Source organism: Falsiruegeria sp. JB4-1 (genome assembly GCF_055693495.1).
In genome coordinates this window covers 519,856-532,764 of record NZ_JBVFTZ010000001.1, presented here as the reverse complement: position 1 = coordinate 532,764, position 12,909 = coordinate 519,856, and the positions used below count along the sequence as shown (strand labels likewise).

Sequence of the window (12,909 nt, the reverse complement as noted above, 5' to 3'; positions counted from 1 at the left end):
CTTATCCTCCCGGCGCTTACGCGTTGAACGGCATGTTGAAAGCTTTCAACAGTGCCTTGCCTTCAGCGTCGGTGTTCGCTGTGGTGGTGATTACGATGTCCATGCCCCAGGTCTCGTCGACTTTGTCGAAATCGATCTCGGGGAACACGATGTGCTCTTTCATGCCCATGGCAAAGTTGCCACGGCCGTCGAAAGAAGGCTTCACACCGCGGAAGTCACGGATACGCGGCATAGCGATGGTGATCAGACGATCCAGGAATTCGTACATCCGGTCGCCACGCAGGGTCACCTTGGCACCCAAAGGCATGTCTTCACGAACACGGAAGCCCGCGATCGATTTCTTTGCCTTGGTGGATACAGCTTTCTGGCCAGCGATTGCAGTCAGATCCTCGACAGCCGATTTGGCTTTCTTCGAGTCTTTGACAGCTTCAGCACCACAACCGATGTTCAGAACGATTTTTTCCAGCTTGGGCAGCTGCATGTCGTTCTTGTAACCGAACTCTTCTTTCAGAGCGGCACGGATGGTTTCAACGTACTGAGTTTTCAGGCGCGGTGTGTAGGTTGCGTTATCAAGCATCGATCACGTCCCCTGTGGTCTTGGCGAAGCGGACCTTCTTGTCGCCTTCCATGCGGAAGCCAACGCGGGTTGCTTTGCCGTTTGCGTCCAGCAGAGCCAGGTTCGACAGTTCGATCGGCATCGCTTTGGGGATGCGACCGCCCTGGCTGTTCTGGGTCTGACGCGTAGCGCGGATTGCGACATTCACGCCGTCAACCACTGCTTTGCCTGCGGATGGGTCAACCGAGGTGATAGTACCCTCTTTGCCCTTGTCCTTACCGGCCAGCACGACGACCTTGTCGCCTTTGCGGAGTTTAGCAGCCATTGTTACAGCACCTCCGGAGCGAGCGAGATGATTTTCATGAAGTTCTTGCCGCGCAGTTCACGAACAACCGGGCCAAAGATACGTGTACCTACGGGCTCGTTGTTGTTGTTCAGGATAACGGCAGCGTTGCGATCAAAACGGATCGCGGTGCCGTCTTCGCGACGTACTTCTTTGGCGGTGCGAACGACGACGGCCTTACGGACATCACCTTTCTTTACGCGACCGCGCGGGATGGCTTCCTTGACCGAGACGACGATGATGTCGCCTACGGATGCGTACTTACGCTTGGAGCCACCCAGAACCTTGATGCACTGAACTCGGCGAGCGCCGGAGTTGTCAGCAACATCCAGGTTTGTTTGCATCTGGATCATGTGGTTTCTCCCGACCTATGGGGGGCCGATGCGTGGCCTGATCCCCAGGGTTTCGACTCTGTCGAGTCGTCCGGGAAGCTTAAGATTTAAGCTTCCAGAACTTCCCAACGTTTCGTTTTCGATTTCGGCGCGCATTCGATGATGCGTACAGAGTCGCCGACCTTGAAAGCGTTCTTTTCATCGTGAGCCCGGTATTTCTTGGACTTACGGATGGTTTTCTTCAGAACCGGGTGTGTGAAACGACGCTCAACCGAGACGGTTACGGTCTGGGCGTTGGCGTCCGAGGTCACGGTGCCTTGCAGGATACGTTTGGGCATACTTCAGGCTCCTTATTCTGCAGAAGCTGCAGCAGCAGCTTTTCATTCAGGATGGTCTTCACGCGGGCAGCATTGCGGCGAGCCGCCTTGATGCCTGCAGTGCTTTCCAGCTGACCGGTTGCCTGTTGAAAGCGCAGGTTAAAGCTCTCTTTCTTCAGGTTTGCGAGTTCCTCGCGGAGCTGGTCCGCGGTTTTGTCACGAAGTTCTTGGGCGTTCATCGCCTTTTCCTTTTCTCAAAACACCAGAAGGCCCCGTAAACGGGTCACCTTGGACCTGGTGGATGAATACAACACATGCGAATCCCCCGACTCAGTCAGGGGACACACAAGATGCTGCTCTATAGGGGAGGCGTACCATGGGGGCAAGGGAAACTTGGCTTTCTTTCCCAGTGAGAAACGAAAACCTGTTAGCGCAACTCTGCATAGCGAAGATGCAGCTTGAATTATTGGACACAATCGCGTTTCAGACATTTACCCCTGATCGCCAACGTCCAGGCACATCAACCAAGTTAAAGAGCGCAAATGCACTGGCTGAGTGAAGCATTTCCAATCGTCATTCACTACGGCTTTCATTTCTTGATGCCGTTTGCCATCGCACGGTTGATTTTTGGACGTGAGAGATGGCTGTTCGCCGCTGGCCTTATGATCGCAGCCAACATCATCGACGCCGATCATCTGTTGGCGACGCCAATCTTTGATCCAAATCGATGCAGCATCGGGTTCCATCCGTTGCATTCGAGCCTGGCAGCTGCAGGCTATGGCGCTGCCCTGCTCTTTCGCTCGTGGAAGGTACGCGCCTTTGCGCTCGGCTGCTTGTGGCATCTGGCAACCGACAGCCTGGATTGCGTCATGCAAGGCACTTGGTCTCTGTAACGCAATCAACTGCAGTTAGGCCACGCACCCTTCCATCTCCTTGATCAAAAGATAGAACGTCATCGCCAAAGTGGCGGCCAGAACCACTTTCTCGATCTTGGTCTGATTTCCACGCTGGCGAAAGCTCACCAATTCCGAAAACGCTTCACGGACGTTCCAGTTGGTCCGATAGAGCACCAGCAAGAACAGCACCAACATCCCGATCCAAAAGGCCGGGGCTGCTGCGTCCATCGCATTCAGAAGGCAGGGATCAATCCCATTTATAATTAAAGCTAACACTGATCCGCTCATCCTCTGCCATGTTCATCGGCACCTCGTGGCGCAGCCAGCTTTCCCACAATAGGACACCGCCCACCTCGGGCTTCATGTAGATGAACGGTTTCAATTCGCGCCGCCCGTCTTTGATCCGGGTCGGGGCCGCCATCATGCGAGCTGAGCGTGGGTCTTCAAGCTTGAGAGCACTGGCCCCTTCGGGCATCGATACGTAGGTCGTGCCGGAAATCACGGAATGCGGATGGATATGACTGGAATGCATGCCGCCTTCGGGCAGGATGTTGATCCAGATATCTTCCAGCTTCAGCTCACGCTCGTCCAGATCAAATTCCAGATCCTGGGCAAAGGCCATGACATGCTGATCCAACGACTTGATCAAATCGGCGAAGATCGGAAACCGCCAACCCAGGTCGGTCAGCGACGCGTAGGATGTGTAGCCGGGGTAACCGTTCTCTTCGCACCACTCCTGCCCCGCCTCATCGTCTTCGGCAATGGAATAGCAGGACGCCTCCAATTCTCTGGCATCAACCTTGGGGCCGAATTCAGACAGTGCAGCGTGATATATACGGGTGACAAAAAGCGATTCAATCTTGGGCATGCGCTCTCATACCTCAGTCGAAACAAGAGCGCGAGATGTATCACATACGGCTAAGCCGCTTAGATGAATCAAAAAGGGCGGCCCATTGGACCGCCCCGATGTTTCTATGCTCAGGACAAAGGTGAGCAGACCGTGGCACCTTCAGTTGTGGTGGCCAGGGTGTAACCTTCGGGGCAGCTGGCGTTGCCTAGCTTGTCATAGGTCGGGGCAAATGTGACCGGGACCGGTTCTTCCTGCTGTGAGCAAGCGACCAAGGTCGCGGCAACCAGGCCAAGGGCAGCAAACTTCAGTTTCATTTTCAATTGTCCTCTCGTTAATATTTTTCATCCCAGCAGGTGGGAATCTGTGCGAGGAGGCAGTCCTCCGTCCAAGATTTGCAGAAATTCAAGCAGAAGTCGAATCCCATATTCACTCCTGTGAATTACAATAGGCAAATTCAGGCTTGCTATTCAGCACGTTGGCCGACCCTTGCCGATGACCTACACGGGAAAATTGAACCCCGTCAAAAAACCAAGCAGAAAACCAATTGCGCCGAAAGACTACACCTTTTACCGCAAAGATCACCTTTTTGGACGTGGTCGAGATCTTTCATCGCATCCCTTCCTTCTTTCCAAGTGTTCCCTGCCACAGTTCCTCAAGCGACAAATGATCCGCTTAAAGCAGCAAACACAAAAAAGAACCCCGCCGATTGTCTCGGCGGGGTTCTTAAGTTTTGCGCTTTAGACTGGCTTACCAGTCTTCGCGAACCACGATGCGGGTCTTGATCGGAAGCTTCATCGCGGCCAGGCGCAGGGCCTCGCGTGCGATGTCGTCGTTGACGCCGTCGATTTCGAACATCACGCGGCCAGGCTTGACCTTGGCTGCCCAGAAATCAACAGAACCTTTACCTTTACCCATACGAACTTCGGTCGGCTTCGAGGTGACCGGAGTGTCGGGGAAGATACGGATCCATACGCGACCTTGACGTTTCATGTGACGCGTCATGGCACGACGTGCAGCTTCGATCTGACGCGCGGTGACGCGCTCAGGCTGCAGAGCCTTCAGACCATAGGTGCCGAAGTTCAGATCAGAACCGCCTTTTGCGAGGCCTTTGATCCGGCCTTTGTGCATTTTGCGGAATTTAGTACGCTTTGGTTGAAGCATTTCTCAAGCCTCCCTTAGCGACGACCGCCAGCACCGCGAGGTGCAGGGCCATCCTGGAGTTCCTGTGCTTTACGGTCACGCGCTTGCGGGTCGTGCTCCATGATCTCGCCTTTGAAGATCCAGGTCTTGATCCCGATGATCCCGTAGGGAGTGGTAGCTTCCACATGTGCGTAATCGATGTCGGCACGCAGAGTGTGCAAAGGCACACGACCTTCGCGGTACCATTCAGTCCGTGCGATTTCGGCGCCGCCCAGACGACCAGCCACGTTCACCCGGATACCCAGGGCGCCCATGCGCATAGCGTTCTGAACCGCACGCTTCATTGCGCGGCGGAAGGATACACGACGTTCCAGCTGCTGAGCGATGGACTCGCCAACCAGCTGTGCGTCCAGTTCGGGCTTACGAACCTCAACGATGTTGAGGTGCAGCTCGCTGTCGGTCATCGAAGCAATCTTTTTGCGCAGAGTTTCGATGTCTGCACCTTTCTTGCCGATGATGACGCCGGGGCGTGCTGTGTGGATCGTGACGCGGCACTTTTTGTGCGGACGCTCGATGATCACACGGGCCACACCGGCCTGCTTGCACTCTTCCTTGATGAACTCGCGGATTTTCAGGTCCTCGAGCAGCAGGTCACCATAGTCTTTGGTGTCTGCATACCAGCGGCTGTCCCAGGTACGGTTGACCTGGAGGCGCATGCCGATCGGATTTACTTTGTTACCCATTAGGCTTGCTCCTCAACTTGACGCACCTTGATGGTGAGTTCCGAGAACGGCTTGATGATCTTGCCGAACCGGCCACGTGCCCGCGGGCGACCGCGCTTCATGGTCAGGTTTTTACCCACATACGCCTCGGCGACGATCAGTTCATCGACGTCCAGGTTGTGGTTGTTCTCGGCGTTGGCGATTGCGGACTGAAGGCATTTCTTCACGTCTGCTGCGATACGCTTGTTCGAGAAGGTCAGATCGGTCAGAGCACGATCAACCTTCTTGCCGCGGATCATCGCTGCAACCAGGTTCAGTTTCTGCGGGCTGGTGCGAAGCATGCGGGTTTTCGCCATTGCTTCGTTGTCTGCCACGCGGCGGGGATTCTTTGCCTTGCCCATGACTTACTTCCGCTTCGCTTTTTTGTCAGCGGCGTGGCCATAATAGGTGCGGGTCGGCGAGTATTCACCGAACTTCTGACCAATCATGTCTTCCGAGACGTTGACGGGAATGTGCTTCTGACCGTTGTACACACCAAATGTCAGACCCACGAACTGGGGCAGGATGGTGGAACGACGCGACCAGATCTTGATCACTTCGTTACGGCCCGATTCACGAGCAGCTTCTGCCTTTTTGAGAACATAAGCGTCAACAAAAGGGCCTTTCCAAACAGAGCGAGACATCTATTAACGCCCTTTCTTCTTGGCGTGCCGCGAGCGGATGATCAGCTTGCTGGACGCTTTGTTCTTGTTGCGGGTACGTGCACCCTTGGTCGGCTTACCCCATGGGGTCACCGGGTGACGACCACCCGAAGTCCGGCCTTCACCACCACCGTGCGGGTGGTCGATCGGGTTCATGACAACACCACGAACCGACGGACGGATGCCTTTGTGGCGCATACGACCGGCTTTACCGTAGTTCTGGTTCGAGTTGTCAGGGTTCGACACAGCACCAACGGTGGCCATGCATTCCTGACGCACCAGGCGCAGTTCGCCCGAGCTCAGGCGGATCTGGGCGTAGCCGCCGTCACGACCAACGAACTGAGCATATGTACCAGCAGCGCGGGCAATCTGACCACCTTTGCCGGGCTTCATTTCGATGTTGTGAACGATGGTACCGATCGGCATGCCCGAGAACGGCATTGCGTTACCCGGCTTGATGTCGGCCTTTGCTGAGGCAACAACAGTGTCACCAACAGCCAGACGCTGCGGAGCAAGGATATAGGCTTGCTCGCCGTCTTCGTATTTGACCAGTGCGATGAATGCAGTCCGGTTCGGGTCGTATTCGATCCGTTCAACGGTTGCTGCCACATCAAATTTGTTGCGTTTGAAGTCAACGATCCGGTAGAGGCGCTTTGCCCCACCACCGCGGCGTCGCGATGTAATCCGTCCGGTGTTGTTCCGGCCGCCCGATTTCGTCAGACCCTCGGTGAGGGCTTTGACGGGGCGTCCTTTCCAGAGCTCCGAACGGTCGATCAGCACCAGCCCGCGCTGGCCCGGCGTCGTCGGCTTATACGACTTGAGTGCCATGCTTTCTGTCTTCCGTTTAGCGTGCGTGTCCTTAGGTTCTTGTCTTTGGACCCGCTATGTTAAAGGCCCCCGTAGGTGCCTGGATATAGGGCCCCGAAGGTCCCCGGTTCAAATATCAGAAGCCCCGGAACGAATCCGAGGCTGCACGATTGGTGCGAGGTACCAGAGAACATAGTAGGTGTCTATAGCGAGATCACAGATTCCCAGTGCCCGCATCCACGCCGGGCAACAATCTGTATCAACACAAAGATCGCACGCTCATTTCTTGTCGCGCGCGGCCTTCTCTTCTTTGGTCAGCTTGTTGTTCCAAACGTTCTTGCTAAGCCCCAGTTCGGGGTTCGCGGGCTTGGTCTTGCCAACACTCACTTTGCCACCCTTGTTCAGGTATTCCTGAATAAGTGCGTCATCTGTCGTTTCTTTGGGGACATGTTTCATAAGTAGAAGCCTAGCCACCAAACGCCTGCAGTACAACGGCAAGTCAAAAACTAACTGCGCTTTCGCCCAATCTGCTAGACGAATACACCAAACAACCTATGCGCGCGCCACTCTGGTAAAACATGTCGTATTGTAGAAGAGAACCAACACGATTTACCGCCCAATATCTTGTTATTACTACTTTAAAAAAACTAGAAGGAACTCAACCTTGGAATGTGGATTTTGCGGAACAGGCATCAATGAAGGCTACAATACATGCAGTGCATGTGGCGCCATCTACAAACCATCTGAAGAATTGCAGCAGCTGGGTGCGCGCCGTGTTTTCTTGGGATTGTTTGCAGCAGCGTTTGGTTTTCTGATCCTGATTAGTACACAGGGCGAAGTGGAGCTGGCCGGGACTGGTATTGTGGTGTTCCTTGTCTCACTTCTGCCTCTACTTTGGGGGGTCATGACCTTAAGAAATGTGAAGAACAAGATGATGTGGCATAAATCGAATTGACGGGTGCTTGATCGACTTGATCTTTCTGGGTTTGGCCTAGGCCCGGATAGGCTTCTTCCAGGCGAAGCCTATCCTCATTTACCACCTTGCGGCTGACCAACTGGTCCCTTTTCCGAGAAACTGCGTGCTGCCCGGCATATCGCGAAGTCCGACGAAACCCAAACGCGCAAAACCCGCAAATCACGTAGTTTGAGAGACCATGTCTTGCCAATCACCCCTTGGATTGCTTCACATTCTCTGCGTGGACACATAGGATTTCCGTCGCGATCGTCGCGGCTGCCAGACTGGTGATCTGAGCGACATCATAAGAGGGCGAAACCTCTACCAAATCCGCTCCAACAAAGTCGATCCCAACCAGCTGTCGCAGGATCGACAATGCCTGATGTGACGAAAGACCCCCAACAACCGGGGTTCCTGTCCCCGGTGCAAATGCCGGATCAAGGCAATCAATATCGAATGTCAGATAGGTTTTTGAGGCTCCCACGACCTCGCGTACGGCCTCGGCCACTTCGGTCGCAGTCATCTCGTGCACTTTGTCCGCATGCAGGATCGTCATCCCGTGGTTTTGCTCGCCTTCAAACGTCGTGCGAATTCCAATCTGTATCGATTTTTCGGGGTCAATTAGCCCGTCTTCAAGCGCGTAGCGGAACATAGACCCGTGATCTTGGCAGCGGACATCCGAGACCTCGACGTCCCGGTGAGCGTCGAAATGCACAAAGGCCAAGGGGCCATGCTTTTTAGCCTGCGCTTTCAGCAGCGGGTACGAGATATAGTGGTCCCCACCCAAGACCAGAGGGAAAGCCCCAGCATCAATAATGGGTCGCATATGATCCACAATCGCTTCATCGATCAAAGCAGATTTGGCGTAGTCGATGGCGCAGTCGCCATAATCGACAACGGCCAAAACATCAAAAGGATCAAATCCCCAGGGCCAGATCGGCCCCCACGCCAATTGCGCCGAAGCACGGCGAATGGCCTCAGGGCCAAATCGACATCCGGGGCGGTTTGATACTGCACAGTCAAACGGAACACCCGTTACGGCAACATCAACCCCGCTCAAATCCCGACTGTACTTTCGGCGCATGAAACTCAGGGCTCCCGAAAAACTGTTTTCGAGTTCGGTTCCCTTCAGGTCACTCCTAAGAAACGCCTGATCGACCGGGATGTCATCTGACTTGGCCACGGATACCCTCCTGATTTTCTGTTGCCGGGTGCTGTCCCTATCAACCAACGGTCGCCCGTCCAGCACAACCCAAACTTTTGATCAAATTACGATCTTGTGTCAATTTGAACAAAAAAAGCCCCCGCCTTTCAGCGAGGGGCTTTCAATTCTTCAGAAAAGCTAATCTCAGAGTCCGGTGGACACGTCGATGGTGTTGCCTTCTTCCAGCATCACATAGGCCTTCTTCACGTCTTTACGCTTGCCCAGCTGGCCGCGGAAACGCTTGACTTTACCTTTGGTGATGGTGGTGTTGACCGCTTTGACCTTCACACCAAACAGGGCCTCAACGGCCTCTTTGATCTGAGGTTTGTTGCTGTCGATCGACACTTCGAACACAACCGCGCCGTTCTCGGACGCCATGGTTGCCTTCTCGGTGATGATCGGCTTGCGGATCACATCGTAGTGTTCTGCCTTCGCGCTCATTTCAGTCGAGCCTCCAGTGCTTCGACACCCGCTTTGGTGATCACCAGGGTGTCACGCTTGAGGATGTCATAAACGTTTGCGCCCATTGTCGGCAGGATATCCAGACCTTCAATGTTGCGCGCAGCTTTCAAGAAGCCTTCGTTCACGGAAGCGCCGTCGATGACCAATGCGCGTTTCCAGCCCAGGTTTGCAACCTGTTTGGCCAGAGCAGCAGTCTTGGCTTCGGTGTCGGCGTTTTCGATCACAACCAGCTCACCCGCAGCCATTTTAGCGGACAGCGCATGACGCAGACCCAGCTTGCGGAATTTCTTGGTCAGCTCGTGGCCGTGGCTACGCGGGGTTGGGCCCTTGTAGATACCACCACCACGGAAGATCGGTGCCGAGCGTGCGCCGTGGCGTGCGCCACCGGTGCCTTTTTGGCGATAGATCTTCTTGGTCGAGTATTTGACTTCCGAACGGGTCTTTACCTTATGGGTGCCGGCCTGCGCGTTGTTGCGCTGCCAACGGACCACACGGTGCAGGATGTCCGCGCGGGGCTCCAGGCCGAACAGGTCTTCCGACAGTTCGATATCGCCTGCTTTGCCGCCATCCAGTTTGATCACGTCAAGTTTCATGCTTCACCACCTTCCGCGGGTGCTTCTTCAGCAGGTGCTTCAGTTGCGGCCGCTTTAACAGCTGCCGGGAACGGCAGACCTTCGGGGGCTTTCTTCTTCACGGCGTCCTTAACGGTGACCCAGCCACCTTTGGAACCGGGAACGGCACCCTTGATGAAGACCAGACCACGGTCGGCGTCGGTTTTGACAACCTCCAGGTTCTGGGTGGTTACACGGGCAGCACCCATGTGACCGGCCATCTTCTTACCTTTGAAGACTTTGCCCGGGTCCTGACACTGACCGGTCGAACCGTGCGAACGGTGCGAGATCGAAACACCGTGCGAGGCGCGCAGACCACCAAAGTTCCAACGCTTCATCGCACCGGCGAAACCTTTACCGATCGAGGTGCCCGAAACGTCAACTTTCTGACCTTCCAGGAAGTGCTCGGCCGAGATTTCAGCGCCAACTTCGATCAGCGCGTCTTCCGACACGCGGAATTCGACCAGCTTGCGCTTGGGTTCGACCTTCGCGCCTGCGAAGTGACCGCGCATAGCTTTGGATACGCGCTTAACTTTCGGGGTGCCCGCGCCCAACTGAACAGCGGTGTAGCCGTCTTTGTCAGCGGTACGCTGAGCCACAACCTGCAGTGCTTCAAGCTGAAGAACGGTCACAGGGATCTGCTTGCCGTCTTCTTTGAACACGCGGGTCATGCCCACTTTCTTTGCGATAATACCAGAGCGCATAATCAATACCCTCCGATCTTACGACTGCAGCTTGATCTCGACGTCCACACCAGCGGCGAGGTCGAGCTTCATCAGCGCGTCAACGGTCTGGGGGGTCGGATCAACGATGTCGAGAAGACGCTTGTGCGTACGGATCTCGAACTGGTCACGGGATTTCTTGTCAACGTGGGGGCCACGCAGAACAGTGAATTTCTCGATCTTGTTCGGCAGGGGGATCGGGCCACGAACGTTGGCGCCGGTCCGCTTGGCAGTGTTGACGATCTCTTGTGTGGACGCATCCAACACGCGATAGTCAAATGCCTTCAGCCGAATACGGATGTTTTGGCTTTGCATAAGCATGTGCCTTTTCTTAGGCGTTGAGGTTGAGAGGAAGGGACAGCGCTCATCGCAACCCCTCATCGAACCCAAAAGGCGGGAATCACCCCGCCTTCATGTCTCTACAGAGAACTCGCGCGGTATAGATGGGTTTGCGAGAGGTGGCAAGTGGCTTTCCAAAGTAGCTTTACTATTCCAGAGACAATGCATTTCCAGGGACCTAACTCGCAGCCTGCAACCGAACATCAAAAGCCTCGGTTGACTTGAAAAACAGAAGATGTCGGCTCCCTGATTTCGCCCAAAATCCCTCGATCACGATTGTTTCTACCGCTGTATGACGGACTGGACTCAGATGGCATCTCCCGGCGAACGTGTCTGCTTTCCGGCGAGCGTATCGGCTCTGGAGCCGATGTCGAGAGCAACCGCGCCAGCTGATTTCGCTACCTGAACCAGTGCCTTTCCCACGTAGCCCCCGGAAACAAGCGCAAGCGTCCCTGGCGAACATGCATTTGAGATATCTTGGGAAATTGAGTCGAAATCGTCCACAATCCAACGCGCTCCATCAGCGGTTGGTAAGCTTTTGTTTTGTTCAGGTAAAAGCGCGATGAATTCCACACTGCAATCTGCCTGCAAACCCATCTCATCAGGAGACAACCCTCCCACGACTACCAGTTTTCGGGCCGAAAACAAAAGATCCTCCAGAAACGCGTCAGTATAAATGATCGTATGTGCACGCTCTTCGGTAATTACCTTATTGTCCATTGAAAACAGGGTTCCATAGGCGTTTACGTGCGCCAGCAATGCTCTATCCGATTTGGACTCACCCAAGCGGTGTTTTGCGTTGATATCCCGAATGAGACGATGTGCAGAACATACACCCAACACGTCCGCAGCATTTAGTGCCTCCGAAACCACTGACGCAAACCGAGAGCCCAGTTCTGGGTCGAGTTCCCTGTTCCACCAATTCACTTCACGCATCCTGTCATCTCCAGGAAGCTTGGATTCAAACTCGGAAGCAATCGCTGGCAACTTCATTCGATAACTTTCACCATCCCCTAGTCGTAGAAGCGAAAACGGGCGCTGATCAATCAATGCAGTTTTAATAATGTCCTGAAGTTTTATGACGCTTTCGGAGTTTACCCTGATGTCGGTAAGATCCATTTGAGCAGATTGAATTTCGTTGCGATATGTTGAGAAGAACCAATCCCAAACTGGATCCTCTTCGGGACTACAATTCGAAAGGCGCTCCGCCAATTTGTCGTTTGTCATATCCGAGGCTTCGATCCTACCGAGTTTCCAACTCGGAACAGAATAGAATAGCTTGAGATACTCCGAAGCCTTCGGCCAAATCCTATCTAGAATGTAATTCGCAGTTTCTGATTTATCGGAGTTGATCAATCCGATTAAGGCACCATACATATAGCGCCGTGCCACACGTTTGATCTCAGCATCCGTCGCCGTTCGCACCCAAGTTTCAACAAAACTGAAGTCGTTTTCTCGCGCTGACTGTGCGAAAATCAAACTGAGCCACTTGGTTCGAGCCACAGAGTTTAATCGGCTTCCACGGTAGTCTTCGACGATTTCCTCCAAAGTTTGTTTCGGATCGCAATCACGAAACCTTAATTGGTGGAGCCAAAAACGTCTCAGGCACGGAAACCGCAAAGAACTGTCGTTCGCCAGTTCCCTTAAGGTCTCGCGTTCCTGACTTCTGTAGAGTTCTGTAAACAGCTCGTGCAGAGCTTGTTCAGTCAGAATTTTTGTCTTGGCAACCATTCTCAGCAAAGTTGCATGCCGCCCTTCCACTTCAATCTTCGCAAGGAAAGCCTTTTGCAACTCACCAGGTCTTTGCAGAGCCTCAGCCTGTTTCGATCGAAGCAGTTTTCTTGTTTCCATCGTCGCTTTCATGGGCATCCTATCGGGAGGCTAATAGGTTAGAATCAAGAATGTTTTACCGCCTTCGGGGTCGAATTCAGCGCAACTCGGCTCGACAAAGC

The 12,909-nt window shown here is 54.2% G+C and carries 22 protein-coding genes and 1 pseudogene; 3 read left to right on the top strand and 20 right to left on the bottom strand.

All coding sequences use genetic code 11. The features are described 5' to 3' along the window. Window positions 1-16 precede the first annotated feature (16 nt). From rplE to rpmC, 5 genes and pseudogenes are all read right to left on the bottom strand, one after another. Window positions 17-577, bottom strand: a complete 561-nt coding sequence (gene rplE, locus ACZ1HE_RS02645; RefSeq protein ID WP_085794082.1) for a 50S ribosomal protein L5 — start codon at window positions 575-577, stop codon at window positions 17-19. Next, complete coding sequence (rplX, locus tag ACZ1HE_RS02640) at window positions 570-881, bottom strand: 50S ribosomal protein L24 (RefSeq protein ID WP_085794081.1); 312 nt, start codon at window positions 879-881, stop codon at window positions 570-572. Before rplX ends, rplE begins: the two co-directional genes overlap by 8 nt. A gap of 2 nt (window positions 882-883) precedes the next feature. Then, window positions 884-1,252, bottom strand: coding sequence for a 50S ribosomal protein L14 (gene rplN / locus ACZ1HE_RS02635; RefSeq protein ID WP_008757934.1), 369 nt, complete (start codon window positions 1,250-1,252; stop codon window positions 884-886). Between the two features lie 86 nt (window positions 1,253-1,338). Beyond that, the gene (gene rpsQ, locus ACZ1HE_RS02630) at window positions 1,339-1,569 is read right to left on the bottom strand and encodes a 30S ribosomal protein S17 (protein ID WP_085794080.1); all 231 of its coding nucleotides are present in this window, start codon (window positions 1,567-1,569) and stop codon (window positions 1,339-1,341) included. Window positions 1,570-1,581: 12 nt separating this feature from the next. Then, window positions 1,582-1,787, bottom strand: a pseudogene (gene rpmC, locus ACZ1HE_RS02625) (50S ribosomal protein L29). Between the two features lie 303 nt (window positions 1,788-2,090). Between rpmC and ACZ1HE_RS02620 the strand changes: the two are divergent. After that, entirely contained in the window at window positions 2,091-2,441 is a 351-nt protein-coding gene (locus tag ACZ1HE_RS02620) for a DUF6122 family protein (protein ID WP_472619436.1), read from the top strand. 15 nt (window positions 2,442-2,456) lie between these two features. Here the strand turns inward: ACZ1HE_RS02620 and ACZ1HE_RS02615 are convergent, their stop codons facing one another. From ACZ1HE_RS02615 to ACZ1HE_RS02605, 3 genes are all read right to left on the bottom strand, one after another. Next, window positions 2,457-2,672 (bottom strand): hypothetical protein, encoded by a 216-nt coding sequence (locus tag ACZ1HE_RS02615; protein ID WP_472619435.1) that lies wholly within the window; start codon window positions 2,670-2,672, stop codon window positions 2,457-2,459. A 19-nt stretch (window positions 2,673-2,691) separates the two neighbouring features. After that, on the bottom strand, window positions 2,692-3,312 hold the full coding sequence (locus ACZ1HE_RS02610) for a 2OG-Fe(II) oxygenase family protein (RefSeq protein WP_472619434.1): 621 nt from the start codon (window positions 3,310-3,312) through the stop codon (window positions 2,692-2,694). A gap of 110 nt (window positions 3,313-3,422) precedes the next feature. After that, the gene (locus ACZ1HE_RS02605) at window positions 3,423-3,608 is read right to left on the bottom strand and encodes a hypothetical protein (RefSeq protein ID WP_472619433.1); all 186 of its coding nucleotides are present in this window, start codon (window positions 3,606-3,608) and stop codon (window positions 3,423-3,425) included. A gap of 178 nt (window positions 3,609-3,786) precedes the next feature. Here ACZ1HE_RS02605 and ACZ1HE_RS02600 point away from each other — a divergent pair, with 178 nt between their 5' ends. After that, window positions 3,787-4,035, top strand: coding sequence for a hypothetical protein (locus ACZ1HE_RS02600; protein WP_472619432.1), 249 nt, complete (start codon window positions 3,787-3,789; stop codon window positions 4,033-4,035). A gap of 6 nt (window positions 4,036-4,041) precedes the next feature. Here the strand turns inward: ACZ1HE_RS02600 and rplP are convergent, their stop codons facing one another. From rplP to ACZ1HE_RS02570, 6 genes are all read right to left on the bottom strand, one after another. After that, on the bottom strand, window positions 4,042-4,455 hold the full coding sequence (rplP, locus tag ACZ1HE_RS02595) for a 50S ribosomal protein L16 (RefSeq protein ID WP_108792445.1): 414 nt from the start codon (window positions 4,453-4,455) through the stop codon (window positions 4,042-4,044). 14 nt (window positions 4,456-4,469) lie between these two features. Beyond that, entirely contained in the window at window positions 4,470-5,177 is a 708-nt protein-coding gene (gene rpsC, locus ACZ1HE_RS02590) for a 30S ribosomal protein S3 (RefSeq protein WP_472619431.1), read from the bottom strand. Then, window positions 5,177-5,557 carry a 50S ribosomal protein L22 gene (gene rplV / locus ACZ1HE_RS02585; protein ID WP_085794069.1) on the bottom strand — a complete coding sequence of 127 codons (381 nt, stop codon included), beginning with the start codon at window positions 5,555-5,557 and terminating at the stop codon, window positions 5,177-5,179. The genes rpsC and rplV overlap by 1 nt, the downstream gene beginning before the upstream one ends. 3 nt (window positions 5,558-5,560) lie before the next feature. Continuing rightward, entirely contained in the window at window positions 5,561-5,839 is a 279-nt protein-coding gene (gene rpsS, locus ACZ1HE_RS02580; protein ID WP_005980699.1) for a 30S ribosomal protein S19, read from the bottom strand. A gap of 3 nt (window positions 5,840-5,842) precedes the next feature. Then, on the bottom strand, window positions 5,843-6,685 hold the full coding sequence (rplB, locus tag ACZ1HE_RS02575; RefSeq protein WP_085794068.1) for a 50S ribosomal protein L2: 843 nt from the start codon (window positions 6,683-6,685) through the stop codon (window positions 5,843-5,845). A gap of 258 nt (window positions 6,686-6,943) precedes the next feature. Continuing rightward, window positions 6,944-7,120 carry a hypothetical protein gene (locus tag ACZ1HE_RS02570; protein ID WP_165821522.1) on the bottom strand — a complete coding sequence of 59 codons (177 nt, stop codon included), beginning with the start codon at window positions 7,118-7,120 and terminating at the stop codon, window positions 6,944-6,946. Between the two features lie 208 nt (window positions 7,121-7,328). Between ACZ1HE_RS02570 and ACZ1HE_RS02565 the strand changes: the two genes are divergently transcribed. Further along, window positions 7,329-7,619, top strand: coding sequence for a hypothetical protein (locus ACZ1HE_RS02565; protein ID WP_472619430.1), 291 nt, complete (start codon window positions 7,329-7,331; stop codon window positions 7,617-7,619). Window positions 7,620-7,830: 211 nt separating this feature from the next. On the opposite strand, the gene speB is transcribed toward ACZ1HE_RS02565, so the two are convergent. The 6 genes from speB to ACZ1HE_RS02535 form a co-directional block, all read right to left on the bottom strand. Continuing rightward, window positions 7,831-8,802 carry an agmatinase gene (gene speB / locus ACZ1HE_RS02560; RefSeq protein ID WP_472619429.1) on the bottom strand — a complete coding sequence of 324 codons (972 nt, stop codon included), beginning with the start codon at window positions 8,800-8,802 and terminating at the stop codon, window positions 7,831-7,833. A 165-nt stretch (window positions 8,803-8,967) separates the two neighbouring features. After that, entirely contained in the window at window positions 8,968-9,264 is a 297-nt protein-coding gene (locus ACZ1HE_RS02555) for a 50S ribosomal protein L23 (protein WP_472619428.1), read from the bottom strand. After that, entirely contained in the window at window positions 9,261-9,878 is a 618-nt protein-coding gene (gene rplD / locus ACZ1HE_RS02550; RefSeq protein ID WP_164661563.1) for a 50S ribosomal protein L4, read from the bottom strand. Before rplD ends, ACZ1HE_RS02555 begins: the two co-directional genes overlap by 4 nt. Next, the gene (gene rplC / locus ACZ1HE_RS02545; RefSeq protein ID WP_472619427.1) at window positions 9,875-10,600 is read right to left on the bottom strand and encodes a 50S ribosomal protein L3; all 726 of its coding nucleotides are present in this window, start codon (window positions 10,598-10,600) and stop codon (window positions 9,875-9,877) included. The genes rplD and rplC overlap by 4 nt, the downstream gene beginning before the upstream one ends. 18 nt (window positions 10,601-10,618) lie before the next feature. Beyond that, on the bottom strand, window positions 10,619-10,933 hold the full coding sequence (rpsJ, locus tag ACZ1HE_RS02540) for a 30S ribosomal protein S10 (protein ID WP_008756422.1): 315 nt from the start codon (window positions 10,931-10,933) through the stop codon (window positions 10,619-10,621). A 330-nt stretch (window positions 10,934-11,263) separates the two neighbouring features. Further along, on the bottom strand, window positions 11,264-12,820 hold the full coding sequence (locus ACZ1HE_RS02535) for a GT-D fold domain-containing protein (RefSeq protein WP_472619426.1): 1,557 nt from the start codon (window positions 12,818-12,820) through the stop codon (window positions 11,264-11,266). Between the last annotated feature and the right edge of the window lie 89 nt (window positions 12,821-12,909).

What these genes read in the sequence shown, in the direction of transcription:
- rplE (WP_085794082.1), bottom strand. Translation starts at nt 577, where the DNA reads ATGCTTGATAACGCAACCTACACACCGCGCCTGAAAACTCAGTACGTT.
- rplX (WP_085794081.1), bottom strand. Translation starts at nt 881, where the DNA reads ATGGCTGCTAAACTCCGCAAAGGCGACAAGGTCGTCGTGCTGGCCGGT.
- rplN (WP_008757934.1), bottom strand. Translation starts at nt 1,252, where the DNA reads ATGATCCAGATGCAAACAAACCTGGATGTTGCTGACAACTCCGGCGCT.
- rpsQ (WP_085794080.1), bottom strand. Translation starts at nt 1,569, where the DNA reads ATGCCCAAACGTATCCTGCAAGGCACCGTGACCTCGGACGCCAACGCC.
- ACZ1HE_RS02620 (WP_472619436.1), top strand. Translation starts at nt 2,091, where the DNA reads ATGCACTGGCTGAGTGAAGCATTTCCAATCGTCATTCACTACGGCTTT.
- ACZ1HE_RS02615 (WP_472619435.1), bottom strand. Translation starts at nt 2,672, where the DNA reads ATGGACGCAGCAGCCCCGGCCTTTTGGATCGGGATGTTGGTGCTGTTC.
- ACZ1HE_RS02610 (WP_472619434.1), bottom strand. Translation starts at nt 3,312, where the DNA reads ATGCCCAAGATTGAATCGCTTTTTGTCACCCGTATATATCACGCTGCA.
- ACZ1HE_RS02605 (WP_472619433.1), bottom strand. Translation starts at nt 3,608, where the DNA reads ATGAAACTGAAGTTTGCTGCCCTTGGCCTGGTTGCCGCGACCTTGGTC.
- ACZ1HE_RS02600 (WP_472619432.1), top strand. Translation starts at nt 3,787, where the DNA reads ATGACCTACACGGGAAAATTGAACCCCGTCAAAAAACCAAGCAGAAAA.
- rplP (WP_108792445.1), bottom strand. Translation starts at nt 4,455, where the DNA reads ATGCTTCAACCAAAGCGTACTAAATTCCGCAAAATGCACAAAGGCCGG.
- rpsC (WP_472619431.1), bottom strand. Translation starts at nt 5,177, where the DNA reads ATGGGTAACAAAGTAAATCCGATCGGCATGCGCCTCCAGGTCAACCGT.
- rplV (WP_085794069.1), bottom strand. Translation starts at nt 5,557, where the DNA reads ATGGGCAAGGCAAAGAATCCCCGCCGCGTGGCAGACAACGAAGCAATG.
- rpsS (WP_005980699.1), bottom strand. Translation starts at nt 5,839, where the DNA reads ATGTCTCGCTCTGTTTGGAAAGGCCCTTTTGTTGACGCTTATGTTCTC.
- rplB (WP_085794068.1), bottom strand. Translation starts at nt 6,685, where the DNA reads ATGGCACTCAAGTCGTATAAGCCGACGACGCCGGGCCAGCGCGGGCTG.
- ACZ1HE_RS02570 (WP_165821522.1), bottom strand. Translation starts at nt 7,120, where the DNA reads ATGAAACATGTCCCCAAAGAAACGACAGATGACGCACTTATTCAGGAA.
- ACZ1HE_RS02555 (WP_472619428.1), bottom strand. Translation starts at nt 9,264, where the DNA reads ATGAGCGCGAAGGCAGAACACTACGATGTGATCCGCAAGCCGATCATC.
- rplD (WP_164661563.1), bottom strand. Translation starts at nt 9,878, where the DNA reads ATGAAACTTGACGTGATCAAACTGGATGGCGGCAAAGCAGGCGATATC.
- rplC (WP_472619427.1), bottom strand. Translation starts at nt 10,600, where the DNA reads ATGCGCTCTGGTATTATCGCAAAGAAAGTGGGCATGACCCGCGTGTTC.
- rpsJ (WP_008756422.1), bottom strand. Translation starts at nt 10,933, where the DNA reads ATGCAAAGCCAAAACATCCGTATTCGGCTGAAGGCATTTGACTATCGC.
- ACZ1HE_RS02535 (WP_472619426.1), bottom strand. Translation starts at nt 12,820, where the DNA reads ATGAAAGCGACGATGGAAACAAGAAAACTGCTTCGATCGAAACAGGCT.